Annotated in this window: 25 protein-coding genes and 1 tRNA gene; 11 read left to right on the top strand and 15 right to left on the bottom strand. The window is 60.2% G+C overall.

Annotated elements, in window-relative coordinates; all coding sequences use genetic code 11:
• Positions 1-162 precede the first annotated feature (162 nt).
• The gene (locus EGO55_RS15570) at positions 163-2,415 is read left to right on the top strand and encodes a TonB-dependent receptor (protein ID WP_021688455.1); all 2,253 of its coding nucleotides are present in this window, start codon (positions 163-165) and stop codon (positions 2,413-2,415) included.
• Between the two features lie 19 nt (positions 2,416-2,434).
• Positions 2,435-3,538, top strand: coding sequence for a class II histone deacetylase (locus EGO55_RS15565; protein WP_021688456.1), 1,104 nt, complete (start codon positions 2,435-2,437; stop codon positions 3,536-3,538).
• Positions 3,539-3,907: 369 nt separating this feature from the next.
• Here EGO55_RS15565 and EGO55_RS15560 read toward each other — a convergent pair whose 3' ends face one another.
• The gene (locus EGO55_RS15560) at positions 3,908-4,321 is read right to left on the bottom strand and encodes an EVE domain-containing protein (RefSeq protein WP_021688457.1); all 414 of its coding nucleotides are present in this window, start codon (positions 4,319-4,321) and stop codon (positions 3,908-3,910) included.
• A 60-nt stretch (positions 4,322-4,381) separates the two neighbouring features.
• Here EGO55_RS15560 and EGO55_RS15555 point away from each other — a divergent pair, with 60 nt between their 5' ends.
• The 8 genes from EGO55_RS15555 (at position 4,382) to EGO55_RS15520 (ending at position 11,374) form a co-directional block, all read left to right on the top strand.
• Positions 4,382-5,320, top strand: a complete 939-nt coding sequence (locus EGO55_RS15555; protein WP_021688458.1) for an isopenicillin N synthase family dioxygenase — start codon at positions 4,382-4,384, stop codon at positions 5,318-5,320.
• Between the two features lie 111 nt (positions 5,321-5,431).
• The gene (locus tag EGO55_RS15550; protein ID WP_161566047.1) at positions 5,432-6,031 is read left to right on the top strand and encodes a GGDEF domain-containing protein; all 600 of its coding nucleotides are present in this window, start codon (positions 5,432-5,434) and stop codon (positions 6,029-6,031) included.
• The gene (locus EGO55_RS15545; protein ID WP_124916805.1) at positions 5,983-7,080 is read left to right on the top strand and encodes a putative bifunctional diguanylate cyclase/phosphodiesterase; all 1,098 of its coding nucleotides are present in this window, start codon (positions 5,983-5,985) and stop codon (positions 7,078-7,080) included. The genes EGO55_RS15550 and EGO55_RS15545 overlap by 49 nt, the downstream gene beginning before the upstream one ends.
• Positions 7,081-7,136: 56 nt before the next feature.
• The gene (dapF, locus tag EGO55_RS15540) at positions 7,137-7,946 is read left to right on the top strand and encodes a diaminopimelate epimerase (RefSeq protein ID WP_040714794.1); all 810 of its coding nucleotides are present in this window, start codon (positions 7,137-7,139) and stop codon (positions 7,944-7,946) included.
• A complete protein-coding gene (locus EGO55_RS15535; RefSeq protein ID WP_021688461.1) occupies positions 7,943-9,127 on the top strand; it encodes a MiaB/RimO family radical SAM methylthiotransferase in 1,185 nt (394 codons plus the stop codon). Before dapF ends, EGO55_RS15535 begins: the two co-directional genes overlap by 4 nt.
• Positions 9,124-10,050, top strand: coding sequence for a signal recognition particle-docking protein FtsY (gene ftsY / locus EGO55_RS15530; protein ID WP_021688462.1), 927 nt, complete (start codon positions 9,124-9,126; stop codon positions 10,048-10,050). The genes EGO55_RS15535 and ftsY overlap by 4 nt, the downstream gene beginning before the upstream one ends.
• On the top strand, positions 10,050-10,802 hold the full coding sequence (locus EGO55_RS15525; RefSeq protein ID WP_124916804.1) for an inner membrane-spanning protein YciB: 753 nt from the start codon (positions 10,050-10,052) through the stop codon (positions 10,800-10,802). Before ftsY ends, EGO55_RS15525 begins: the two co-directional genes overlap by 1 nt.
• Entirely contained in the window at positions 10,802-11,374 is a 573-nt protein-coding gene (locus tag EGO55_RS15520) for a urate hydroxylase PuuD (RefSeq protein ID WP_021688464.1), read from the top strand. The genes EGO55_RS15525 and EGO55_RS15520 overlap by 1 nt, the downstream gene beginning before the upstream one ends.
• 113 nt (positions 11,375-11,487) lie before the next feature.
• On the opposite strand, the gene EGO55_RS15515 is transcribed toward EGO55_RS15520, so the two are convergent.
• From EGO55_RS15515 to EGO55_RS15480, 9 genes are all read right to left on the bottom strand, one after another.
• Positions 11,488-13,428, bottom strand: coding sequence for a potassium transporter Kup (locus EGO55_RS15515; protein ID WP_429860918.1), 1,941 nt, complete (start codon positions 13,426-13,428; stop codon positions 11,488-11,490).
• Positions 13,429-13,567: 139 nt separating this feature from the next.
• Complete coding sequence (locus tag EGO55_RS15510) at positions 13,568-14,155, bottom strand: tetratricopeptide repeat protein (protein ID WP_124916803.1); 588 nt, start codon at positions 14,153-14,155, stop codon at positions 13,568-13,570.
• Positions 14,152-14,538 (bottom strand): cytochrome c-type biogenesis protein, encoded by a 387-nt coding sequence (locus EGO55_RS15505; protein ID WP_052023601.1) that lies wholly within the window; start codon positions 14,536-14,538, stop codon positions 14,152-14,154. The genes EGO55_RS15510 and EGO55_RS15505 overlap by 4 nt, the downstream gene beginning before the upstream one ends.
• 26 nt (positions 14,539-14,564) lie before the next feature.
• On the bottom strand, positions 14,565-15,098 hold the full coding sequence (locus EGO55_RS15500) for a DsbE family thiol:disulfide interchange protein (protein WP_021688468.1): 534 nt from the start codon (positions 15,096-15,098) through the stop codon (positions 14,565-14,567).
• On the bottom strand, positions 15,098-17,056 hold the full coding sequence (locus EGO55_RS15495; RefSeq protein ID WP_021688469.1) for a heme lyase CcmF/NrfE family subunit: 1,959 nt from the start codon (positions 17,054-17,056) through the stop codon (positions 15,098-15,100). Before EGO55_RS15495 ends, EGO55_RS15500 begins: the two co-directional genes overlap by 1 nt.
• The gene (gene ccmE / locus EGO55_RS15490; protein ID WP_021688470.1) at positions 17,053-17,511 is read right to left on the bottom strand and encodes a cytochrome c maturation protein CcmE; all 459 of its coding nucleotides are present in this window, start codon (positions 17,509-17,511) and stop codon (positions 17,053-17,055) included. The genes EGO55_RS15495 and ccmE overlap by 4 nt, the downstream gene beginning before the upstream one ends.
• Positions 17,508-17,648, bottom strand: a complete 141-nt coding sequence (locus EGO55_RS20700) for a hypothetical protein (protein WP_169727735.1) — start codon at positions 17,646-17,648, stop codon at positions 17,508-17,510. The genes ccmE and EGO55_RS20700 overlap by 4 nt, the downstream gene beginning before the upstream one ends.
• Positions 17,649-17,654: 6 nt before the next feature.
• The gene (ccmC, locus tag EGO55_RS15485) at positions 17,655-18,374 is read right to left on the bottom strand and encodes a heme ABC transporter permease CcmC (RefSeq protein ID WP_040714795.1); all 720 of its coding nucleotides are present in this window, start codon (positions 18,372-18,374) and stop codon (positions 17,655-17,657) included.
• Positions 18,375-18,551: 177 nt separating this feature from the next.
• Positions 18,552-18,628, bottom strand: a tRNA-His gene (locus EGO55_RS15480).
• A 140-nt stretch (positions 18,629-18,768) separates the two neighbouring features.
• Here EGO55_RS15480 and EGO55_RS15475 point away from each other — a divergent pair.
• Positions 18,769-19,401: a prolyl hydroxylase family protein gene (locus EGO55_RS15475; RefSeq protein ID WP_040714611.1), complete on the top strand. Its 633-nt coding sequence runs from the start codon at positions 18,769-18,771 to the stop codon at positions 19,399-19,401.
• A gap of 80 nt (positions 19,402-19,481) precedes the next feature.
• Here EGO55_RS15475 and rpmE read toward each other — a convergent pair whose 3' ends face one another.
• The 5 genes from rpmE to rseP all read right to left on the bottom strand — a co-directional run bounded on the left by rpmE (position 19,482) and on the right by rseP (position 24,960).
• Positions 19,482-19,709, bottom strand: a complete 228-nt coding sequence (gene rpmE / locus EGO55_RS15470; protein ID WP_021688473.1) for a 50S ribosomal protein L31 — start codon at positions 19,707-19,709, stop codon at positions 19,482-19,484.
• A gap of 96 nt (positions 19,710-19,805) precedes the next feature.
• A complete protein-coding gene (gene fabZ, locus EGO55_RS15465; protein WP_021688474.1) occupies positions 19,806-20,270 on the bottom strand; it encodes a 3-hydroxyacyl-ACP dehydratase FabZ in 465 nt (154 codons plus the stop codon).
• 21 nt (positions 20,271-20,291) lie between these two features.
• Entirely contained in the window at positions 20,292-20,954 is a 663-nt protein-coding gene (locus EGO55_RS15460) for an OmpH family outer membrane protein (RefSeq protein ID WP_021688475.1), read from the bottom strand.
• The gene (bamA, locus tag EGO55_RS15455; RefSeq protein WP_021688476.1) at positions 20,954-23,668 is read right to left on the bottom strand and encodes an outer membrane protein assembly factor BamA; all 2,715 of its coding nucleotides are present in this window, start codon (positions 23,666-23,668) and stop codon (positions 20,954-20,956) included. Before bamA ends, EGO55_RS15460 begins: the two co-directional genes overlap by 1 nt.
• 176 nt (positions 23,669-23,844) lie before the next feature.
• Entirely contained in the window at positions 23,845-24,960 is a 1,116-nt protein-coding gene (gene rseP / locus EGO55_RS15450) for an RIP metalloprotease RseP (protein WP_021688477.1), read from the bottom strand.

The raw sequence follows: 24,960 nt of genomic DNA, 5'->3' as shown, positions 1-24,960 counted from the left end.
GCGGCTGGCACGCAACTGCCGAAATCTGGCACGCAGCGTCGCGCCCCCGCGAACGCCCAGGGGCATCATCGTCGGCCAGAGAGAGAAGTCAGCCGACCTCGGATCGCGTGATCCCCGGTCAGACCGAACGGCCGCATCCAAGGCGTATATGGGGCGAAAATTATGAAATCCATGAAGGCAGTATTTCTGTACAGCGCAGCGATCACACTTCCTGTTGCCGCGCATGCCCAGGATCAGGGCAAGCAGGCGGACCTCAACGAAATCATCGTCACTGCACAGAAACGGTCGCAGTCGATCCACGATGTCGGCATCGCGATCACCTCGTTGAGCGGTGAAGAGTTGCAGAAAAGCAAGGCGACTGACGTATCGGCGGTTGCCGCACAGATCCCCGGTGTTGTCGCGACCACCAGTTCCAATCTTCCCGCATTCACCATGCGCGGAATCGGGATGAACGATTTTGCATCCAACTTCGATGCCCCGATCGCGCTCTATGTCGACGAAGTCTACCGGTCGAAGCCCTATATGGCGAGCGTGCCCTTCTTCGACATCGATCACGTCGAGGCCCTGAAAGGGCCGCAGGGCACCACCTTCGGCCGCAACTCAACGGGCGGATCAGTCAACTTTTACACCAACGCCCCGACTTTCACCAACGAAGGCGCTATCAATGCCCAGATAGACAATTACGGACGTGCGCGGGTCGATGGCTTTGTAAACATCAAGCTTTCGTCAGAACTGGCACTGCGCGGCTCCTATTACATTGCGCAAGGGAGCGGCGGGCCATACCGCAATCTTTATACCGGAAAACGCTTCGGCGGCCCCAACCAGTTTGCCGGGCGCATTCAGGCGCTGTGGGAACATAACAACACCACTATCAGGCTGGTCGGATACGGCTTTCGCGACAAGAGCGAACTGACGCCTTACAAGGCGCCCGGCATATACAATGCGGATGGCAGCCTCTGCCCCCAATTGTTCAACAACGCGATATTGCAACACGCCGATGCCTGCCTGAAATTCCCGGTTAATCCGGGCCCCGGCACCGAAGGACAACGCGAACCGAACGGCAAACGGAATTTCGCCGCCGACTTCCCGTGGAAGGCCAACAACCGCGCGCTTGGCGGGTATTTGCGGATCGAGCAGGAAGCCGGGCCGCTGACCATCACTTCGCTCACCTCCTATGACACGTTCCGGCGCGACCAGAACGAGGATAGCGATGCATCCATCTTCGTATCGGCAAACACGCTGCTGTACAGCAACATCCACCAGTTCAGCCAGGAACTGCGCGCAACCGGACAATTTGGCCCACTGCGCGTTCTTGTCGGCGGATATTACGAACACGATTCCATCCGTTCGGCCGAAAGCGCGAACCTGGCCCAGAACACGATTGTGCTGCTGCCGCCCTTCGCGCCACGGCTGGCCTCGGCATTCCGTCAAAAGGTCCGTTCGTTGGCGATCTATACCAACAACGAACTGGAATTGACGGACAAGCTCTCATTCATCTTCGGTCTACGCTATACCAGTGACAGGATCAGCGTCGACGGCGCAACCTTCCTCGGCGCCGACGATCCCACTGGCGCCAGCCACACGATCACCCCCGTTATCCCCGTCGATGCCATCGACGGCAAGCGGACTGACGGGACGACATCGTTTCGCGGCCAGATCAACTTCAAGGCGACACCCGACCACTTGTTCTATGCCTCGGTTTCACGCGGCTTCCGCAGCGGCGGCTACTCGGTTCCATTTGGCGGCGCGATCTCCACTTTCGCGCCCGAACAGCTCACCGCGTACGAGGTGGGATCGAAATCCCGCTTCCTCGATCGCACGATCGATCTGAATCTGGCCGCGTTCTACTATGATTACCGCGACATTCAGGCGACTGTGAACGATCCGGCTTCCCCCCTGGTGGCGGTCACCCGCAATATCGGTAAATCACGCACTTATGGTTTTGAGGGCGACCTGACCTGGCGGCCAGACCCCAGCCTGACTCTGCGGCTGGGTGCGACTTATCTCGACGCGAAATACAACAAGACCGATGCAACGATCCAGACCTACAACGGATTGATCCCACTCAAAGGCAAACGCCCGATCAACACGCCCAAGTGGTCGTTCCAGGGGTACCTTCAGAAGTCATTCCCGATCAGCGATTCCCTCGAACTGACCGGGTCCACCGACGTGCGGTTTGTCGGCGACCGGTTCCTGTCCGTCACCAACCAGACCTTTGATGCGGCGCCCTCCTATTGGGTGCAGAATGCGAGGCTCGCGATCGGCGATCCGGACGGTTCGTGGGAGATCGCCTTGTGGGGCAAAAACATCTGGAACAAGACCTATCTGACATACCTCAACAATGTCAGCTTCTTCCGCATCCAGATATACGGGGAGCCTGCTTCCTACGGCCTTTCCGGCACTATCAAGTTCTGACGATCCGGGAGCAGACATCATGACGACCGGATTCTACACAGAAGAACGGACCTTCTGGCATTGTGTCGGGATGCAGGCGCTGTTCCTGCCGGTCGGCGGCTGGGTCCAGCCCCCGTCCGGCGTCGCCGGAGCTGATACCCCCGACGCCAAGCGGCGCCTGTTAAGCCTCGTGCAGGCCAGCGGGCTGATCGACAGGCTGGATGTCCGCAAATCCACACCCGTGTCGGGAGAGGAGATGCTGCGCGTCCATACCGCGCGCTATCTGGAAGAGTTTGCCCGCGTCAGCGCCGCGGGCGGCGGGGACATTGGGGATTACGCGCCGTTCAGTGCGGGCGGCTATGACATCGCCCGCATCTCCGCAGGGCTCGCCCGGACTGCAATTGACGATGTCGTCGCAGGCGCGGTGACCAATGCCTATGCCCTCTGTCGGCCGGCCGGACACCATTGCCTCCCCGATCGATCGATGGGGTTCTGCCTCTTGTGCAATATCCCGATCGCGATCGAGGCGGCGCGGGCCAAACATGGTCTCGGACGTGTGGCCGTGGTGGACTGGGACGTCCATCACGGCAACGGCACACAGGCGGTCTATCAGGAACGGGCTGATACCCTCACTATCTCACTCCATCAGGAAAACTGCTTCCCGCCCGGATACAGCGGCGCGGAAGATCGCGGAACGGGCGCCGGTGAAGGCTTCAACCTCAATATTCCACTGCCACCAGGAACGGGTGACGATGGCTATCGCTACGCGCTCGACAGGCTGGTCGTGCCTGCGCTCGAAGCGTTCCAGCCAGAACTGATCGTCATCGCCAGCGGCCTCGATGCGGGCGGCGCCGATCCAATGGCGCGGATGCTGGCCCACAGCGATACCTTCCGCGCAATGACCACCCGCATGCGCGAAGTGGCGCAAAACCTATGCGGTGGACGGCTCGTCATGGTGCATGAAGGTGGCTATTCCGAAGCTCTCATCCCGTTTATGGGGCTGGCTATTGTCGAGGCTCTGAGCGGCCATCGGACTGCGGTCGTCGATCCCTCTCTCGACATTCTGATCCCACAGCAGCCCGGCCCCGCCATGACAGCGTTCGTGCGTAACCGTATCGACGAACTCGTACGCAACCTGGGCTGATGCCCGAGGCAAACCCGCCTCTGGCTGCTCTTGTCAGGGGGCCGTGTCCATCGGCGCCGCAGGCCATCGCGGCCCGGTGTTAAAAAATGTAGATGCTGACGACGAGAAAGGCCGCGCAATAAACGCTCAGGAAATCCCGGATATCCTGCCACGAAAGGATACCGCTACAAGCCTGCCGCACGCTTCCGGTCCTGCGCTGTGCCCCCCGTCCATGCGGCGCAGGAACGGTATAGACCGCTTTCTCACCAGGCAGGATCAGGGCTTGTTTCATGCCCCGATATTAACTGAATGCTAACCATTGGATAGCCCCGTCCACACCCGATTTCCCATCCTGTAACAGGATGGTACAGCCACTGCGGCCGTCTGGTTCTACTCCCCAGCCATAGCGAGGACTTCCCGCCATTCGGTCGGCTGGATTTCTGCAACGGACAGGCGTGACAGGCGCACCAGTTCCATCTCGACCAAAGCCGGATTTTCCTTGATGGCTTTCAGGGTAACGGGATGCGCCAGTTTACGCACAGGCTTCACTTTCACAGCGGCCCATTTGCCTTCGGGATCGCTGGGATCGGGTATTCCCGAAACGCTGATTTCTACAATCCCGACGATCTCCTTGCCGATATTCGAATGGTAGAAGAACGCCTGATCGCCCACTTTCATCGCGCGCAGGTTGTTGGCTGCGCGATGGTTGCGCACGCCATCCCAGGTGCCTTCGCCTTCGGTGACGAGATCGTCCCAGCTATAAGCATCGGGTTCCGACTTCATCAGCCAATAGCTTTTGCTCATGCATGTGCTCCCATTTCGCGTTAGAGCCGCGCCTTAACCGCAAACGGCCCGTATCTCCACATGACGTTAGAAACTCTCCCCATCCTCTCCCTCAACGACGATGAAACCCGCTTTGCACAAGGAATAGGCGAAAGCTTCGAACGCTTCGGTTTTGCGATGGTATGCGATCATGGGCTGGATTCGGCCATGGTCGCCCGGGCATGGGCTCTCACGCGCACCTTTTTCGCGCTGCCCGAGGATACGAAACGTCAGTATCACAGGCCAGACATGGCCGGTGCCCGTGGCTATACACCGTTCGGACGCGAGGTAGCCAAAGGGGCAAATCGGGGGGACCTCAAGGAATTCTGGCATATCGGGCGCGATCTTCCTGCTGGCCATCCCCTGCTGTCTGGGTCGATGCCGGCCAATATCTGGCCCGATCATCCCGATGGTTTCGCAGACACGTTTCGCGCCATGTTCGCCGAACTCGATCGCACAGGACGGATCATCCTGTCGCGCATCGCAATCTATCTCGGATTGCCCGCCGCGTGGTTTGACCCGGTCGTGGATTTTGGCAATTCCGTATTGCGCCTGCTCCATTATCCCCCGCTCACCAGTGATCCGCATGGCGCTGTACGTGCGGCGGCCCACGGCGACATCAATCTGATCACCCTGCTTCTGGGCGCGGAGGAATCGGGTCTGGAATTGCTGGACCGCAATGGGCGGTGGCTCCCCGTATCGCCACCGGATGGTGCGCTTGTGATCAATGTCGGGGATATGCTGGAACGGCTGACGAACCATGTTCTGCCCTCCACCATTCATCGCGTGCGCAACCCGGCGGAAAATGCGGCACAGCGCAGCCGCTATTCCATGCCCTTTTTCCTGCACCCACGCAGCGATTACACTATAGCCACCCTGCCGCAATGTATCGGACCAGACAGACCCAATCGTTATCCGCATCCGATCATGGCCGATGATTTCCTGCAGCAGCGCCTGCGCGACATTGGCTTAAAAAACTGAAAGAAAAGGGGATAACAACAAACCCTCAACGCACACGAATACAAGCTTTATTAACCAATTCTCAAATTCGTCGTGGCAAACCCCGGATGATTAATGCCGTTGGGGGGCGCCGTGGCTACAACCAAAGTACAGGGGCAAGAAAACGCGCTGGAGCGCGCCGATCACGATATCGTCGCAATCGGCATCATGATCGCTGCCTGCCTGTTGTTCGTCGGCATTGGCGGCCCCACGATCGGCCAGACAATCGGCGCCTGGCTTGGCACAGGCAGACAGCCTGAACCCGCTCTCGTCAGCGCCCTATTGCTCAACATTGCGCTCATCATCTTCGGATGGCGTCGCTACAAGGAACTGGGCCAGGAAGTACGGGTTCGCAGCGAGGCCGAAGCCGAGGCCCGCACCCTCGCCGCCACCGACCCGCTGACCGGATGCCTCAACAGGCGCAGCACGCCGGCAGTCATTGCCACAATGGGCGGTCAGGCTGCCAGAAGCGGCCAGAAAATCGCGGCCTTGTTGCTCGATCTCGACAACTTCAAGCATGTCAACGATCTCAACGGGCACCGCGCGGGCGACAGTCTGCTGATCGATATTGCCAAACGCATTTCCACGGCCATCCCCCGGAAGCCCAACTCGCACGATTGGGCGGGGATGAATTCTGCTGCTTCATGCCATTCGACCCGCAACAGCCGGAACGCGTGGATGTCGTCGCCCTGAATATCCTGAAAACCATCAGTTCCCCCCTGTCTGTGGAAGAATCGTCATGCGATGTGACGGCATCCATCGGCATCGCACAGACCTGCGGCACAAGCCCGACGTCCGCAGAACAGGTGATCCACGAAGCGGACATCGCGATGTATCAGGCAAAAAAGGCTGGCCGTAACCGATACAGTTGGTTCAACCCTGCCATGGAAAGCGAACTGCGCATCCGCAGCGATCTGGAAAACAGCATTCGCAAGGCGATCGCCGAGGGTGAATTCGTTCCCTATTACCAGCAGCAGGTCGATATCGAGACGGGTGATCTGGTGGGATTCGAAATGCTGGCCCATTGGCAAGCCCCGCATATGAACGGGATCACCGCCGAGGTTTTCATTCCCGTTGCGGAAGAGATCGGCGCCATTGCCGCCCTGTCGGAATCCCTGATCCGCACGGCCCTGAACGACGCGAAACAGTGGGACCCGCGACTGGTGCTTTCCGTCAACATCTCCCCCGTACAACTGCGCGACCCCTGGTTCTCACAAAAACTGCTGCATATGCTGATCGAATCCGGCTTCCCGCCCGAACGCCTTGAAATAGAGATTACCGAAAGCTGCCTCCACGATCAGATCGGGACCGTGCGTTCGATGATCACCAGTCTTAAAAATCAGGGTATTCGCATCAGCCTGGATGACTTCGGCAGCGGCTATTCGAGCCTGACCCAGCTTCGTTCCCTGCCATTCGACCAGCTGAAAATTGATCGCAGCTTTGTCACCGGTCTGGCCGATGACGAAGCCAATCGCAAACTGGTCGAAGCCATTGTGTCGCTGGCGAAAGGGCTGAACCTGCCTGTCACAGCGGAAGGGATTGAATCCGAGCCCGTGCATCAGGTCCTGCGCAGTATGGGTGCCATGAAAGGTCAGGGCTTCCTTTATGGCAAACCCCAAAGCGCATGGGAAACCTCGGCCATGCTGGCAGAACGCAATCTCCTGATCGCCCCGATGGAACATCCTGCGCCCGATGACCGCGCGCACCGCTCCCTTATGCCAAAACACGGGCAAGCAGGCTGAATACTGCCCCACCAACACTGGACGTGAGGCCCGCCAGCGCATAGATGCGCGGCATCATGCGCGTTCCTTTCATCAAGATGCACGGTCTTGGCAACGACTTCGTGGTGCTGGACAGCCGTAACCAACCCTTGCCGCCGGTCGACGCGCGCAAGGCAGCCGCGCTGGCCGATCGCCGCACGGGCATCGGATGCGACCAGTTGGTGCTGATGGAAAACAGCGCAATCGCGGATTTCCGCATGCGGATTTTCAATCCGGATGGCAGTGAAGTCGGCGCCTGCGGCAATGCCAGCCGCGCCGTGGCGCTGCTTTACGGACAGGCCTGCACTATCGAAACGGGTGGCGGGGTGATCGAAGCGCAGCTGGCAGACGCCGGAATTGCGGTGAACATGGGGCTGCCCCGTTTCGACTGGGATATAATCCCGCTCGCCTATGCGATGGATACCCTGTCGATGCCGGTCGGCTGGGAAGAGCTGGAAAACCCGGTCGCGGTCAATGTCGGCAATCCACATGTTGTGTTTTTCGTGTCGGATACCGACGCGGTCGAACTCGACCGGCTCGGCCCAGTGATTGAAAACGATCCGCTGTTTCCCGAACGGGTCAATGTCAATGTTGCAACAGTGACGGATCGCGGTGCGATGCGCCTGCGCGTGTGGGAACGTGGCGCTGGGCTGACCCGTGCCTGCGGGACCGGTGCCTGCGCCAGCGCGATCGCAGCCATGCGGCGTGGGCTGGTGGATCGCAGTGTTGCGGTTACCCTGCCGGGCGGCACGCTCACTATCGCGTGGGGTGAAGACGGCACCATCACCATGACCGGGCCCGCAACAGAATCGTTCCGGGGCGACTTCGAATGGGACGCGCTCGCATGAACGAAGCGAAGCCAGCCGAAGTCATTTCGCTCGGCTGTCGGCTCAACATCGCGGAAAGCGAGTCGATCCGGGCTTTGCTCGCACAGGAAAACGACGTGGTGGTGGTCAACAGTTGCGCTGTGACCGCCGAAGCCGTGCGCCAGACCCGGCAGGCAATCCGCAGGGCACGCCGCCAGCGCCCCGATGCACGCCTGCTGGTCACCGGGTGCGCGGCGGATATCGAACGCGAACAGATCGCCGCCATGCCCGAAGTCGACGGGCTGATCCCCAATACCGCCAAGCTGGACCCGCGCGCATGGAATGTCCCGGCCACGGCCCCGCCGAAACCCGCCGCGCATACGCGCGCCTTCATCGCGGTGCAGAACGGCTGTGATCACGCCTGCACATTCTGCGTCATCCCGCAGGGCCGCGGGCCAAGCCGTTCGCTGACCATTGCGCAAGTGCTGCAACAGGTGGAACAGCATATGGCACTGGGCGCGCCCGAAGTGGTGCTTACCGGCGTGGATGTCACATCATGGGGCCATGATTTGCCCGGCAGCCCCCGACTGGGAAGCCTGGTCGACGCCATTCTCACCGCATTCGGTTCCTTGCGTCGCCTGCGGATGTCGTCGCTTGACGGGGTCGAGATCGATGATCAGCTGCTCGAACTGCTGGCAAGCGAACCTCGCGTCATGCCCCATGTTCACCTTTCCCTTCAGCACGGCGATGATCTGGTGCTCAAACGGATGAAGCGGCGCCATGCGCGTGCGGACGCGGTGCGGCTTGTCTCGCACCTGCGCGAACGGCGCCCGGATATCGCCATCGGCGCGGATCTGATCGCGGGTTTCCCGACGGAAGATGCCGCCATGCATGCGGCCAATCTTTCCATTATTGGTGAACTTGCCATCGTGCACGGCCACATTTTCCCTTATTCCCCCCGGCCCGGAACGCCTGCTGCGCGCATGCCGCAAGTGGACCACGCCACAATCCGCGAACGCGCCGCCCAGTTGCGGGCCGCGGTCGCGCGGGAACGGGAAATCTGGCTGAACCGGCAAATCGGCCAGACACTGTTTGTATTGAGCGAGGCTGACGGGACGGGCCATGCGGAAAACTTCGCGCGCGTCGCCCTGCCGCCGGGTACACCGCGCGGCGTGATCCTGCCCCTGACGCCTACACGTATCGAAGAAGGACTGCTGCAATGAGCGGGCAAAGCTGGTCGGATCGCCTGCTCGGCGGTTTCCGAAAAACGTCGGACAAATTTTCCGAAAACCTGTCCGGTGTTTCCGGAGGCACATCGAAGCTTGATGATGCGACGCTCGACGATGTCGAGGACGCGCTGATTTTGTCGGATCTCGGCCCGACCGCTGCCGCGCGTATCCGGGCCCGTCTGTCGGAACAGCGCTTCGGGCGCGATATTGATGAGCAGGGACTGCGCGAAGCCGTGGCGGAAGAGATCGCCGCAATTCTTCGGCCCGTGGCCAAGCCGCTGGAAGTGACCGCCTTCCCCCGCCCGCAAGTCGTGCTGGTAATTGGCGTGAATGGCAGTGGCAAGACGACGACTATCGCCAAGCTTGCGCACCTTTTTCAGGAAGATGACTACAGCGTCATGCTGGCTGCCGGTGATACCTTCCGCGCGGCCGCCATTGGCCAATTGAGCGTATGGGCCGATCGCCTGTCCATTCCCATCGTCAAGGGTGCGGAAGGCGGCGACCCCGCCAGCGTCGTGTTCGACGCGGTCAGGAAAGCCACGGAAATCGGCAGTGACGCGCTGATCGTCGATACTGCGGGCCGGCTGCAGAACAAGACCGAACTGATGGACGAACTGGCGAAAATTCGCCGCGTTCTCGGCCGCATCAACCCGGAAGCACCGCATGATGTGGTACTCGTGCTTGACGCGACCAATGGTCAGAATGCACTCTCCCAGATTGAAACTTTCAAGGAAGTGGCCGGGGTTACCGGATTGATCATGACCAAGCTTGATGGAACGGCCCGCGGCGGGGTTCTTGTGGCGGCGGCTGAAAAGTATGGATTGCCCATTCACGCGATCGGCGTGGGCGAAACAATTGATGACTTGCGTCCGTTCGATCCCGATCTGGTCGCAAGGGTGATTGCAGGACTGGCCTGATGACAACAACGGAAAGCAAGGAAAAGGCGAAATCGGGCTGGCTCAACCTGCTGGTTGATTACGGGCCGCTGCTCATCTTTTTCCTCGTCTACAAGTATTACGCGCCCGAAGAACACAATGATGCCGTAGGTGAAGTGTTCGCGGTGGTCCGCGGCACGGTTGCTTTCATGGTCGCGGCCGTGATCGCGCTGGCCGTATCGAAATGGCGGCTGGGCAAAGTGTCGCCGATGCTGCTGCTGTCCACCGCACTGATTGTGGGCTTCGGTTCGCTGACCATCTTCCTGCACGATCCGTTCTTCGTGCAAATCAAGCCGACGGTCGTCTATCTGTTTTTCGGTATCGCGCTTCTGATCGGCTACTGGAAGGGCAAGGCCCTGCTCAAGATCCTGCTGGAGGCCGCGTTTGACGGGCTGAACGAAGAAGGCTGGATGAAGCTGTCCCGCAACTGGGGGGTATTCTTCCTGTGCCTTGCCGGGTTGAACGAGGTGCTGCGGATGACGCTGGATTTCGGATCATGGCTGGCGGCCAAACTCTGGGTGTTCATGCCGCTGTCATTCCTGTTTACCTTCACGCAAATACCGATGCTCTTGCGCCATGGGCTGGGCGACAAGGGTGAGGAAGAGGCCGAGCACCGCATTCCCCCGCCTAATATTGCAAAAAGGTGTGACAAAATCGCACCGCCCCGTAATATCCCCCGTTTCCACTCCTCTCCTGTGAAACGAAACAAAAACGGATACGAAGGGGGATTATAATGACAAAGTTTTTCGGTAACCTGCATCTGGTGCTGGTGGTGGGATTTGCCGCCGCTATCGCACTGATCATGGCCTTCAATGCAAGCGCACCGGCTGATCCCAACGCGATCCTGCGGTGGCTTCACCTGTTCTTCGGTATCGTCTGGATCGGGCTGCTTTACTATCTGAACTTCGTGCAAGTTCCGACCATGCCCACGATCCCGGATGAACTGAAGCCGGGCGTTTCCAAGCATATCGCGCCCAAGGTTCTGTTCTTCTTCCGCTACGGCGCGCTGTTCACGGTGCTGACCGGTCTCGCGATCGCGCACGTCAGTGGCTATCTCGTCCAGGCTCTCACCTTCTCGGGTCAGGGCAACGTGAACCTGATCGGCATCGGCATGTGGCTCGCGCTGATCATGGCCTTCAACGTCTGGTTCATCATCTGGCCCGCCCAGAAGAAGATCCTCGGCCTGGTTGAAGCGACCCCGGAAGAAAAGGCATCGGCCGCACCGCGCGCCCTGATCGCCAGCCGCACCAACACGCTGCTTTCGATCCCCATGCTTTATGCGATGGTCAGCGCCAATCTCGGCTGATCACCGCACACCATAGCTACCGAAAGGGGCGCCCCCGGCAACGGTGGCGCCCCTTTTTCCTTTCCATCGATCCATGGGCACCTTCGAACAGCACCACCAACCCGTGCCTGCCCTCAGATTTCAACCTGGCTGCCGAGTTCGACCACGCGGTTGGTTGGCAGTCGGAAGAAATCCATAGGGGATGCCGCATTGCGCATCATCCATGCGAACAGCTTTTCCCGCCAGATCGCCATGCCCGGGTTCTTCGCCGAAAGCAGCGTCTGCCGTGACAGGAAGAAGCTGGTGCTCATCATGTCGAATGGCCCGCCGCAGATCTTCTGGTCCTGCAGGGCAGCGGGAATGTCCGTCTCCTGCATGAAGCCATAGTGCAACACCAGACGATAGAAACCCTCGCCCAGATCGCTGACCTTGCACCGTTCGCTTTCCGGCACATAGGGCACATCGGCGATATCGACAGTCAGGATGACCACGCGTTCATGCAGCACTTTGTTGTGCTTGATGTTGTGCAGCAAGCCAGAGGGCACACCGCCGGTGTTCGACGCCATGAAGATCGCCGTGCCCGGAACGCGCAATGCGCTGCCCGCCGATTTGATGAACACCTCCATCGGCAGGCTGGCTTCGGCCATGCGTTCGCGCATCAAGACGCGTCCGCGCGCCCAGGTCGTCAACATGGTGAAGGCCACACCGCCGATCAGCAGCGGGAACCAGCCACCGTCGGGCACCTTCATGAAGTTTGCGGCGAAGTAGGCGCCATCGACAATGAACACCACCGCCAGAACAGGCAGCGCCAGCCACCATTTCCATTTCCACACGGCCATGACCACCACGGCCAGCAGACAGGCGTCAATCAGCATCGCCCCGGTAACGGCGATGCCGTAAGCCGATGCGAGGTTCGACGAATTCTGGAACATGATGACAAGCACGATCACCGCGACCATCAAGGCCCAGTTGATCACCGGGATATAGATTTGCCCTGCTTCGGTTTCGTTGGTGTGACGGATCGACAGACGCGGAATGAAGCCAAGCTGGATAGCCTGATGCGTGATCGAAAACGCGCCGGTGATAACCGCCTGGCTGGCAATGAAGCTGGCGCAGGTCGCCAGAATAACGAGAGGAAGCCGGAACGCTTCCGATGCCAGCATGAAGAAGGGATTCTGGATCGCCTCGCTCGCCGCGGCGGCATCGAGGCTCAGGATCATCGCCGCCTGACCGAAATAATTCAGCAACAGACAGGGCATGACGAAGCCGAACCACGACAGGCGCAGCGGCCCACGGCCGAAGTGCCCCATATCGGAATAGAGCGCTTCCGAACCGGTCACGGCCAGAACGACGGAACCCAGCGCCAGAAACGCCAGCAAACGATCGCTGAGGAAGAACTGCAGAGCATACCACGGGTTCAGCGCCACCAGCACTTCCGGCGATGTCACGATGTGCATCAAGCCCAGAACGGCCAGCACCACGAAATAGATCGTCATCACCGGGGCAAAAAGTTTGCTGACCAGTTCGGTGCCGCGTTTCTGCAGGAAAAACAGCAGAACCAGCAGGACCAATGCAATCGGCATGACCAGCGGCTGCAGCGAACTTTCCACCACGGTCAACCCTTCGACCGCAGACAGCACCGAAACGGCCGGGGTGATCATGCTGTCGCCATAGAACAGCGATGTCGCGAATACGCCCAGCGTGACCACCAGCCAGCCATACCCCGATCGCCCGATAAACCGGGACAGCAGGGCGACGAGGGCAAGGCTGCCGCCCTGCCCCTTGTTGTCCGCCCGCATCAACATGCCGACATACTGGATCGACACGACCAGCGTCATCGACCAGAAAATCAGACTCGTGACGCCCAGCACGTGCAGATCGTCGAGCGCCAGCGGGTGCGGCCCGACGAAGGTTTCACGAAATGCGTATAACGGGCTGGTCCCGATATCGCCGAAGACAATCCCGATAGCGCCAAAGGCCATCAGCGCGATATTCGATTCGCGGCTGTGGCCATGCGTTTGTGTCGGCGGTGTCGGTGGAGGGTTATCGCTCACATCAGCGGAATCGGTCATCAGGATGGATAGCCCCTGTTGCCAGTTATTCCCGCCACCTGGCATCCTGCGAGCGGGCGACGGCGCTTAGCAGCATGGCTACTGCGCCGCAACAAGGCAAGCTACTGTGCGACAATCCGGCGCATAAGCTCCTCCAGAGCCGCTATTCTTTGTTCGAGTTCCCCCGCCAAGGGGCATCAGCGGGTGTTTTGCGCAGCGATTCGCTCCACAACTGGTGGGCCTCGATCAACCTTCCCGCGCGAATCATCGCCACTCCGAGGAAGAACGACGGCGCCGCATCCTGCGGCGCTGCCTCACCCGCCCTGCGATAGGCATAGAGCGATGCCGGAGAAAGCTGGCCATCGGCCTGTTCCACCAGAGCGTTGGCCATGGCCAGCCATGCCTGACTATCCTGGGGATTTTTGCGCACAGCACCACGCAGCACTCCGGCGGCCTTTGCGAAATCGCCGCGGCGGGCGAAACCGTCCGAAATAATGAGATAATCGCTCGACGGTGCGCCGTTGGCGAAGCTCTGGCGCACGGCTACCATACCGGTGCCATCGACATCTTTCACCAAAGCAGCAGCCTTCGGGGCACCCGGCATATCCGGTCTGCCTTGCCACGCATAACCGGCAAGCCCCAATGCCAGCGCAACGCCGGGGATGGCCCACAGGCTGCGCGGCACGCGAAACAGCCACATTCCCGCAATGGCGATAAGCAGGGCCAACGCGATCAACAGCAGCCAGATCATGCGCGTTTCCCCAACTTGCGCCACAACAGCAATCCCGCAACAATCAGCAGGATCAACGGCACCGCGAACAGAGGCCAGGTTGCGCTGTCCACGCGGGGCGCGAAACTGACGTAATCGCCATAGCGTTCGATCAGCCAGGCGCGAATGGCTTCCGGTTCCTCGCCCGCGGCAATGCGGGTCCGCACCTGATGGCGCATATCACCGGCCATCGGCGCATCGGAATCCGCGATGGACTGGCCCTGGCACTTGAGACAGCGCAGGGTTTCCATCAGTGCCTTGGCCTTGGCTTCCTGATCCGCGTTATCGAGTTGCCGATAGGCGTAGGGGGCAGGCGGCATCGAATCCTGCGCGGCCACACCCTGCCCGGCCAGGGCCAGAACCATTGCCAGCCACAAGGCGATCAGCGCCCTCACGCACCGGCTTCCTTCAGCTTTTCGATCAACATCGGCACATGTTCCGGCCGGATATCGCCGATATGCTGGTACCGGATCACCCCTTTGCCATCGACAACGAAGGTTTCCGGAACACCGGAGGAGCCGATCGCCATCTGCACTTCCGAAAGATCATCCGCACCTACGCGCGTATAGGGATTGCCGTAACGGCCCAGAAAGGCCGTCACATCTTCGGGCCGGTCGCGAATGGCGACGCCAACGATATCCACCCCCTGCTTGCGCAAGGCCTCAAGCTGCGGCGCCTCGGCCGCACAAGGCACGCACCAGCTCGCCCAGATATTCAGCAGGCGCGGTTTCCCATCGGCCAGATCCGCGGTCGCCAGACCGGGCATATCTGCCAGAGCCGGACGCAGGGCGAATTGCGGTACGGGCTTGCCGATCATCGCACTTTCCACCTCGCGCGCCGCAGGGCGAAAGAGCTGCAGGGCAACCAGCCCGACAAAGCCGAGGAACAGCGCCAGCGGCAGCCAGACCTTCCATCCACCGCGCATCAGGCCCCCCGCACTTTCGCGATTTCGTTCTTGCGCTGGGCAATCTGCCTGACGGCAGAACGGCGGCGCAGATCGGTTGCAACCCGCCCCAGCAAAGCGAGAAGCCCGCCCAATGCCACCAACAGGCCGCCATACCAGATGAAGGTCACAAAAGGTTTCCACCACAGGCGCAATTGCCACCGGCCATCTTCGGTTTCATTGCCCAGCACTGCGTAGAGCTGGCCATTCCAGCGCGTCAGCAACGCGCTTTCACTGGTCTGCTGCGGCGGGGTCCAGAAACTGCGCGCCTGCGGTGTGACTGTCACAACAGCGCCATCACGATATTGTGCTTTCAGGCGCGCTTCCAGCGCTGTCCAGTTAGGCCCGGCAACCGGCTCCACCGCTTCCAGTTTGACAGTCCACGGCCCAACGGCAACCACATCGCCGGTTTGCGCCGCTGCCAGTTTTTCCACGGTCAGCGAACTATCCGCCGCCATACCGAACAGGGCCAGACCGATACCGAAATGGGCCACCACCATGCCCCATACGGCCAGAGGCAGATGGCGTAGCCGGCGCCCACGCAAGGGCAACAGGCTTGCCACCATAAGCGCAATCGACAGGCCAAGGCCGAGCAACGGCAGCAACCCGAACGGACGCCACACCAATAGACCAACCAAAACCAGAACAAGCAAAAGACCCACAGCGATCAACGGGCTGCGCACACGCTGCAACCGGTCCCTGCGCCAGCGCAGCAAAGGCCCGATCGCCATGACCACCAGCATCGGCAAGGCGAAGATCGCCCCAACCGGGTTGAAGTATGGTGGCCCGACCGAGACCTTCACACCGAACGCCTCGGTAACCAGCGGGTAAAGCGTTCCCAGCAAAACAATGCCGAGCAGCGCGGACAACATGACATTGTTAAACACCAGCGCCCCTTCGCGGCTGGTCACGCTGAAACGCTCCCCTTCCGCAATGCTGCTGGCGCGCAAGGCGAACAGAACCAGAGCACCCCCGATGTAGATCGCCAGAAGGGCGAGAATGAAACTGCCCCGCTCAGGATCGACGGCAAAGGCATGCACACTGGTCAGAATGCCGGAGCGCACCAGGAACGTGCCCACCATCGACATCGAAAAGGCCACTACGCCCAACATGACAGTCCAGGCGCGCAAGGCGTCACGCGCGGCCAGTACGCTGGCCGAATGCAGCAGGGCCGTGGCCGCGAGCCATGGCATCAACGAGGCATTTTCCACCGGGTCCCAGAACCACCAGCCCCCCCAGCCCAATTCATAATAGGCCCAGTAGCTGCCCGCAGCGATGCCGATCGTCAGGAAAATCCATGCCCCCAGCACCCAGGGCCGCATGACTTTTGCGAAAGTCGGCCCGACCTGCCCCGTCAACAAAGCGCCGACGGCAAAGCTGAACGCCAACGAAAGCCCCACATAACCGAGGTAAAGCGTCGGCGGATGGAAAGCCAAACCGATGTCCTGCAACAGGGGGTTCAGCCCCATGCCGTCAACGGCCGGTTCGGGCAGCCGCTCAAACGGGTTGGAGGACAACAGCAGAAATGCGTAGAAACCCAGCCCGACAAACGCCTGTGTGGCCAGGGTGGCCAACATGGTGCGTTCGGGCAGGCGCCGTTCCAGCAGCGCAATGAGCGCGCCCATCCCGGCCATGACAGTAACCCACAGCAGCATGGACCCTTCATGGTTGCCCCAGGTTCCTGCCAGCTTGTAAATGAAGGGTTTGGCCGAATGCGAATTGGCAACCACCAACTTCACCGACAGATCGGTGCGGATAAACAGCGCCACAAGGGCCGCAAACGACACGACTGTCAGAACGCCCTGCATGACCGCAACAGGGCGCACCAGTATAGCCAGCGGCCCATCCCCGTTGCGCAAGGCAGAAACGCCCATGACCAGTTGCAGCCCGGCCAAAGCCGCGGCCAGCCACAGGGCCGCCAGACCGAATTCCGCGATCACCGCGTTTCCGCCACTGCCGCATCGGCCTGCGCCGCGGTCATATGTTCGAGTTCGCGCGGCACGTAATTTTCATCGTGCTTTGCCAGCAGGTTATCAGCAACAAACACACCGTTGGCGTTAAGCCTTCCTTCCGCAACCACACCCGATCCTTCAACGAACAGATCCGGCAGGATACCGGCATATTGCACCGGCATACGCGCCTTGCCGTCGCCCACCACGAACGAGATCGTCACGCCATCGGGCAAGGTCTTAATCGATCCTTGTTCCACCATGCCGCCAAGGCGGACCGCCTGCCCGACGGATGGCGGCGCCTCCCGCATTTCACTGGGGACGAAAAAATAACTGGCCTGACTACGCAACGCCCATGCCGCCAGCAGCCCCGCGCCCACAAGCGCGACAAGCGCTATGACCACCAGCACAAGCCGCTGGTGTTTCGCCTTAATCCGGGTGCTCATCGTCTTTTGATCCTGTCCCGTCGCGCTTCGGCCCTGCGCATCGCGAGCCAGCTCCACCCCACGACCGCCAATGTCCCCACTATACCCACGGCATAGGCGGCAAGGACAAAGTTCCAGTGATCGAGCGCCTCACGCATTGCCTGTCACGCCTCCAGCGCCTTGCGGCGCAAGCGCGCCTCCGCCTGCACATCGGCCAGCAACATGCGCATCCGCGCCAGAACCACGCCCCCGAACAAGAGGGAAAACCCGATGGTTGCGGCCAGCAGTGGCCAAAGGAAAGCCGGGTCGATCGCCGATTTGCCGATGGTGATGCTGGGCGGCTGATGCAGGCTGTTCCACCAGACGACGGAACGGTTGATAATCGGGACGTTGATCGCCCCAATCAGCCCAAAGATCGCTGGAATGCGGCTCGATGCGCCATCGCGCTGCGCGGCCCCGGCCAGTGCGATATAGGCAAAATAAAGGAACAGAAGAACGAGGAAGCTCGTCAGACGACCGTCCCACACCCACCATGTCCCCCAGGTAGGCCGCGCCCAGATGGAGCCGGTAAGCAGGCAAATCGCAGTGAACGCGGCCCCGGGCACAGCGGCGGCACGCGCCGCCAGCGATGCCAAGGGATGCCGCCAGACCAGTTCCACCAGGCTGGAAAGGGCAATCGCCGTCCATCCCCCCATGCCCAGCCACGCGGCAGGCACATGAATAAACAGGATTCGGACGGTATCGCCCATCAGCCGATCGGGTGGGACCATGAACAGCCCCCAGGCCAATGCAGCAGAGGCGACAATTAGTCCGCTGCAGAGAAGCAGCGGCGTCAGCCAGCGAGCCAGCTTCAGAAAACGGGTCGGATTGGCGAAACCGTGTATCATATCGACCTAGGCTGCGCCCTTTGGCAGGTGAATGGGATATACACAAGCGCGACCCGTTCGCAGCATCGAATATGCTCGAAAAACATCGCCCCGACGCGAATCATGCGAAAGCCACACGCCTGCCCCCGCAGGAGGGATCGGGTCAAATAATTCGGTATGATGCCTTGAAATCGCTGGGGCGACCGAGGGGTCTCGAACCCCCGACCTCCGGTACCACAAACCGGCGCTCTAACCAACTGAGCTACGGTCGCCACACTAGCGATGGTTGCCTGTCGTGAAGCAACCTCGGGGGCGAGCCTCTGGCATAGAGCGCAGCCTTTTGGAAGCGAAATCTGCGCCTCATTTCCATCGAATGATTTGCACGGCGATCCGGCCGGTATATCCAGCACCTATGACGCACCCCGGTGATATGACAGTCGACCACCTGCTTGCCTGGCCAGGCATCAGACGCACCCCCAGCCCCGCGCTGGACCTGTTCCATACCCGGGCTTTTCTCGACCCGACGCATTGCGCCCGCTTGATCGAACTGATCGATGCCAATCGCCACCCTTCCACCATCGCCGATCCCAATGGCGATGCCTATTTCCGGACCAGCGAAACCTGCGATCTCGATGCAGAGGAGCCAGCGGTGCAGGAACTGGAACGCCTGCTCCATACGCTAACGGGGATCGATCCCCATCATGGCGAACCGGTTCAGGGGCAACGCTATGCCGTGGGGCAGGAGTTCAAGGCCCACACCGATTACTTCGAACCGAACGGCACGGATTACCAGCAGTACTGCGCCTTGGCAGGCCAGCGCACCTGGACGGCGATGGTCTATCTCAACGAGCCACAGGCGGGTGGCGGCACGCGCTTCAAGCATATCGGCAAGACGTTTCAGCCCGAACAGGGCAAACTGCTGACATGGAACAACCGACTGCCCGATGGCCGGGTCAACCCCGCAACATTGCATCACGGCATGAAAGTGCGAAAAGGCCTGAAGTACGTCATCACCAAATGGTACCGGGAACGGCCTTGGCAGTGACAGGGAATACCATCTTCGCAGAATAACAAAAAAGGCGGCCCGAAAGCCGCCTTTCCCGTATCTCAGAACGAGACTGTCGCTTACTTCTTCTTGAGCGACAGACCGCCGAAACGCTTGTTGAAGCGTGCCACCTGGCCGCCTTCGTTGACCACGCGGTTGCCGCCGGTCCAGGCCGGATGGCTGGTCGGGTCGATTTCGAGCGCCAGCGTGTCGCCTTCCTTACCCCAGGTGGAGCGGGTTTCGAACACGGTACCGTCGGTCATCTGGACCTTGATCGTGTGGTAATCGGGATGCGTATCGGCCTTCATGGCGGTGGTGCTCCGTAAAAACGAGCCGGTTCCGACCGGCTCTTCGGATGGATAGAAAGCGGGGCCCATAAAGGCGGGCCCCACAAAATGCAAGGATTACTCCCCCTCAGCGGGAGGGTCGGCGATCATCGCGGTGAACTGAACCTCGCAGGCGACCTTATCACCAATCATGGCCTTGCCCCAGAACTTGCACACGCGTGCGCGTTTCTGAACGAAGCCCACATGCAGGTCGAGCAGACAACCCGGTTCCACGGGATTGCGGAACTTGGCATCCTCAATCGCCATGAAATAGACGAGCTTCCCCGACCCCGCCAATTCCAGCGACTCGATCGCCAGAATTGCGGCGGATTGGGCCAGCGCTTCCACAATCAGGACACCCGGCATGATCGGACGCCCCGGGAAATGCCCCTGGAAGAACTGTTCGTTGAAGCTGACCGCCTTGATCGCGTGAATTTCCTCACCCGCCGTCATCGACTCCACCCGGTCAACCAGGAGGAGCGGATAACGGTGCGGCAAAGCATTCAAAATCTTACGGATATCGTAAGACTTGGCCTCGCTCATGATGATGCCCCTTAGGTGTGCTTAGCGGCCGCTGGGCGACGGCTGTGCCGGGGCTGCCGGAGCAGCGCCCTGCTGGGCAGCCTGCTGTTCACGCAGCTGACGCGGCAGCCAGCCCTGCGGCGGAACAAGCTGTGCCGACGGCAGAAGCGTATTGAGTTCAGCCAGAACCTGCTGGTTCATGTTGTACGCGTCTTCGGCATAGACCAGCGAATCCTGCGCGAGGATCAGGCCAACCTTGTTCTTGGTCGAGGCGGCTTTGATGGCGGCATCGATCTTGTCGTAGATCTGTTCTTCGACATAGGCGTTCGAAAGCGCGACCGGCTGCATGATATTCTGGATATCGCGCTGGCCGTTCTGTTCGATCTGCTGGATCGTGGCGGCCTGCTGCTGCAGCGAAGCCACATTGGGGCTGGCTGCCTGGCTGTCGGCATTGAACTTGTCGACCAGCGGCTTGAGCTGCGCTTCAACCTGGGCCTTCTTGGCCTTGGCCGCATCATACTGCGCCTTGTAGGTCGTTTCGCGCTGCTGCTGGGCGGTGCGATAGGCATTGGAATTGGCAATTACGCCCTCGGTGCTGACCCAGCCGATCCCCTTCACCACTTGCGCCGTGGCAGGTGCAATAGCGATTGGCGCAGCGGAAAGAACAAGCCCGGCAGCCAGGGCCGATTTAAGAAGAATTTTCATCAGAATTGCGTCCCTACGTTGAAGGAAAATGCCTTGGTGTCGTCGCCTTTGGCCTTAAGCAAGACCTTGGCAAAATCGATGCGAAGCGGGCCAAAGGGTGAGTTCCAGTTTACACCCACGCCAATGCTGACGCGCGGCTTGGGCGTATTGCCAACGAACTCTTCGATAAAGGCAGGTATCCGCTGACGGATGCGGGCCTCATTGGCACCGAACGGCCCAGTCGGGTTTGTTGTGACCGAAACCTTGGTCGCATTCCCTGCGGAATCTTTTTCATCGATCTGGTTATAAAGCTGCTGACCCGCATCATTCAAATCCATGATGTCGAGATAGGGGTAAGGCATATCGCCAGCCTTGGTCAATTGCGGCTTCTTGACACCCCAGACGGCACCAGCATCGAGGAAGATTGAGGGGCGCAGCCCCATTTCGCGGGCACCGCTGCCCAACGGAATTTCGAGTTCAGCCCGGCCGACGTAATAGGCCTTGCCGCCCAACGCGTCATCGGTCCACTGCTTGCGCGAGGGATCGGGGCCGATGTTCTGCACGCAGCCCGTGCTGTCGGCCGTACAGCCGGCAAGATCGATCAATGGCTTACGCAACACGCGCGGGCCGACGCCACGAATATCGAAGCCGCGAATCTGCGGTTCGCCAAGGAAGAAGCGATCGGTGATCCGCAGATCATCCAACCCGGCTCCACGGTTCTGCAGCGCCTTGATAAAGCCGCCTTCCGCCGCAACCGAGAAGATGAACCCGCCGCCGACATTCCAGTATTTCGACGCTTCACCGGTAACGCGGGCATATTTCACATCCCCACCCAGCCCGGCAAAGTCGAAGCCGACCGTCACGTTATGGCCGCGGGTCGGGCGATAGCGGCTGTCGCGCGTATCATAGACCAGCGACACACCGATGATCGAGCTGAGATCCTTGCCCAGCGAGTCGCAAAGATAGCGCCCCGCAAGGAATGCGTCGCATTCGGTGACACCCGGCGTCACACGCTCGGAGTAATAATCCTTGGACAGCGACACATCGTCATAGTTCAATGTGTAGCGTGCGATCGCGGACAGATATTCGGTCAGCGGCACACCAAGACGCGCCTGGAAGCCCGTGGTCGAGCGTTCATAGGTCGTGTTGCGCTTGCTACCGAAGTAGTTGAAGCTGTTGAGATCGCGGCGGTAAATATCGATACCTGCCGAAATGTTCTTATCGAACAGATAGGGTTCGACGAAGCTCACCTGCGCGGATTTGGTATAGCGCGAGAAGTTCAGGCTGAGGCCCACGGTCTGCCCGCGACCACGGAAGTTGCGCTGCCGGATCGAGCCTGACAGAATGAAGCTTTCGAGACTGGAGAAACCGGCCGAAAGCTGCAGTTCGCCCGTGGGCTTTTCCTCGACATTGGCTTCGAGGATGATCCGGTCGGGCGCGCTGCCTTCCTTCTGCTGAACCTCGAAGTTTTCCTGGAAATAACCGAGCGACTTGATCCGGTTGGTGGTGCGCTTGATCTTCAGGGAGTTGAACGCATCGCCTTCCGCCGTGCGGAATTCGCGGCGGATCACCTTGTCCTGCGTCAGCGTGTTGCCGTTGATATCGACCTTCTCGACATAAACGCGCGGCGCTTCCGCCAGCGTGTAGTCGACCGACATCGTCAGGTTGTCCTTGTTGCGGCGGAAATTCGGCCGCACGTCGGCAAAGGCATACCCCATCGAACCGGCGCCTTCGCTCAGGCTTTCGACGGTGTCTTCAACCTTCTTGGCGTTGTACCAGTCGCCTTCCTTCATCGGCAGCCTGGCAGTCAGATCGCTGCTGTTGAAATCGCGCAGCTGGCTTTCGACCTGCACCGGGCCAAATTTGTACCGATCGCCTTCTTCCACCACATAAGTGATGATGAAGTCTTTCTTGTCGGGCGTCAGTTCTGCCACCGCCGAAACCACGCGGAAATCGGCATAGCCTTCCGTCAGGTAAAACTGGCGCAGCTTCTGTTGGTCAAAAGCAAGACGATCCGGATCATATCCGGTGTTGGAGCTGAACAGGCGGAAGAAGCGTGCCTGCTTCGTCACCATCTGTTCACGCAGATCGCCATCGGAAAACTTCTCGTTGCCGATGATGTTGATTTTCTGGACCTTGGACTTCGGCCCTTCGCTGATTTCGTAGACGATATCGACGCGGTTCTGCTCCAGCTCGACCATTTTCGGTTCGACCGTCGCAGCGAAGCGCCCCTTGCGCTTGTACAGTTCGATAATGCGGGCCACATCCGCGCGAACCTTGGAACGCGTGAAGATCTGCCGCGGCGCCATCTTGATTTCGGGAAGGATCTTGTCGTCCTTGATCCGCTTGTTCCCTTCCAGGATGATGCGGTTGATGATCGGGTTTTCCTTGACCTCGATCACCACATTGCCCGCTTCGTTGTGGATCGAAACATCCGCCAGCAGCTCCGTGGCGTACAGCGCCTTGAGCGCCTCGTCCGCTGCGGCCTGCGTATAAGGCTGGCCTTCGCGCAGCTGAATATAGCTCAGGATCGTATCGCGCTCGATACGCTGGTTGCCGACAACCGTAATCGACCGGATCGTCTCAGCGGCAGGTGCGATGGCGACAGGGGCCGTGGTCGCTGCGGCAGCAGCGGGCGCAGCAGCCTGGGCCTGCGCGGCAACGGGCAATCCGCCAAGGACAGTTCCTCCCATCAAGGCGACTGCAAGGCGTGAGGCACTGTAATTATTGCCCATGCGGTTTACTTCCCGTCTAAAGTTCGACACGGCATTTCCTATCATTCGACGATCCTCCTCCATCGTTCCGATAGAGTCAGACCACGGCAGACAATCGCCGCCCTGTGCCCGATGAACAGGCACCAATCAAGCGGAAGCACAAAACGATCGCCAGCCTTCTGCGTTCCTTCCCCGGACTAGCTGCCAAAGATCGGCAGCGAGATGAGGTCATTTATGGTCACGAAAAGCATCAGAGCCAGCATAAGGGCCATGCCGGTTCGAAATGCCCATTCCTGACTCCGCTGGCCAACCGGCTTCCGACGGACCGCCTCCACGGCATAGAAAGCCAGATGCCCGCCATCAAGGGCAGGGATTGGCAAGAGGTTGATGAATGCCAAGTTAATTGAGATGAGCGCCACGAAATAGGCGAACTCGCGCCAGCCGAGCGACAGTTGCTCCCCGGAATACTTGGCGATCTTGATCGGCCCACCCAGCTCGTCGACCGAGCGGCGCCCAGTGATGATCTGCACTACGCCTTTGGCCATCATGACCATGATGTCGCCCGTCTGGCGCACACCAAGACCCACGGCTTCGATCGGCCCGACCTGCTGCAGTTCGCCGGGGCGGGACACAATGCCCAGCCGCCCGACGCGAAACGTGTTACCGAACCGGTCGCGTTCGACGACTTCGGGTACGCGAAAATTCACATCGAACTTTTCCGTACCGCGCTGCACGGTCAGTACCATGTCGACACCGGGATTCGGCACGACGCGGCTGCGCAGATCGTCAAAATCGGAAACGGCGCTGCCATCAACCGCAGTAATGCGATCCTCCGGCTTCAGCCCGGCTTCGGCAGCGGCAGACTGTTCCGCGACCCCGCCGATCACCGGGGGCACCACCATCTTGCCATAGGCCAGATTGAATGCCGCCAGAATCGCTACGGCCACCGCGAAATTCGTAAAGGGCCCGGCCGCGACAATCAGGGCGCGCTGCCACAGCGCCTTGGCCTGAAATGTCTGTTCCCGTTCTTTCTGCGGAAGGGCGAGCCATTCGGCATTGGGCTGGCTTGCCGGGTTCATGTCACCTGCGAACTGCACATAGCCGCCCAGCGGGATCGCCGACACTTTCCAGCGTGTTCCCCGCCGATCGGTGCGGCCGAACAGTTCCTTGCCGAAACCGATGGAGAACGCGTCTGCCCTCACCCCGAACCAGCGCCCAACGAGGTAGTGCCCCAGTTCATGGACAGTCACCAATGGCCCCAGCACCAGCAGGAACCCGATAATCATCAGAAAGATCGAGGGGGATTCGGTCAA

Source organism: Caenibius tardaugens NBRC 16725 (assembly GCF_003860345.1).
GTDB classification, from domain to species: Bacteria; Pseudomonadota; Alphaproteobacteria; order Sphingomonadales; family Sphingomonadaceae; genus Caenibius; species Caenibius tardaugens.
Note: the sequence above shows the minus strand (reverse complement) of the source record. Positions and strands in the feature narration are given on the sequence as shown.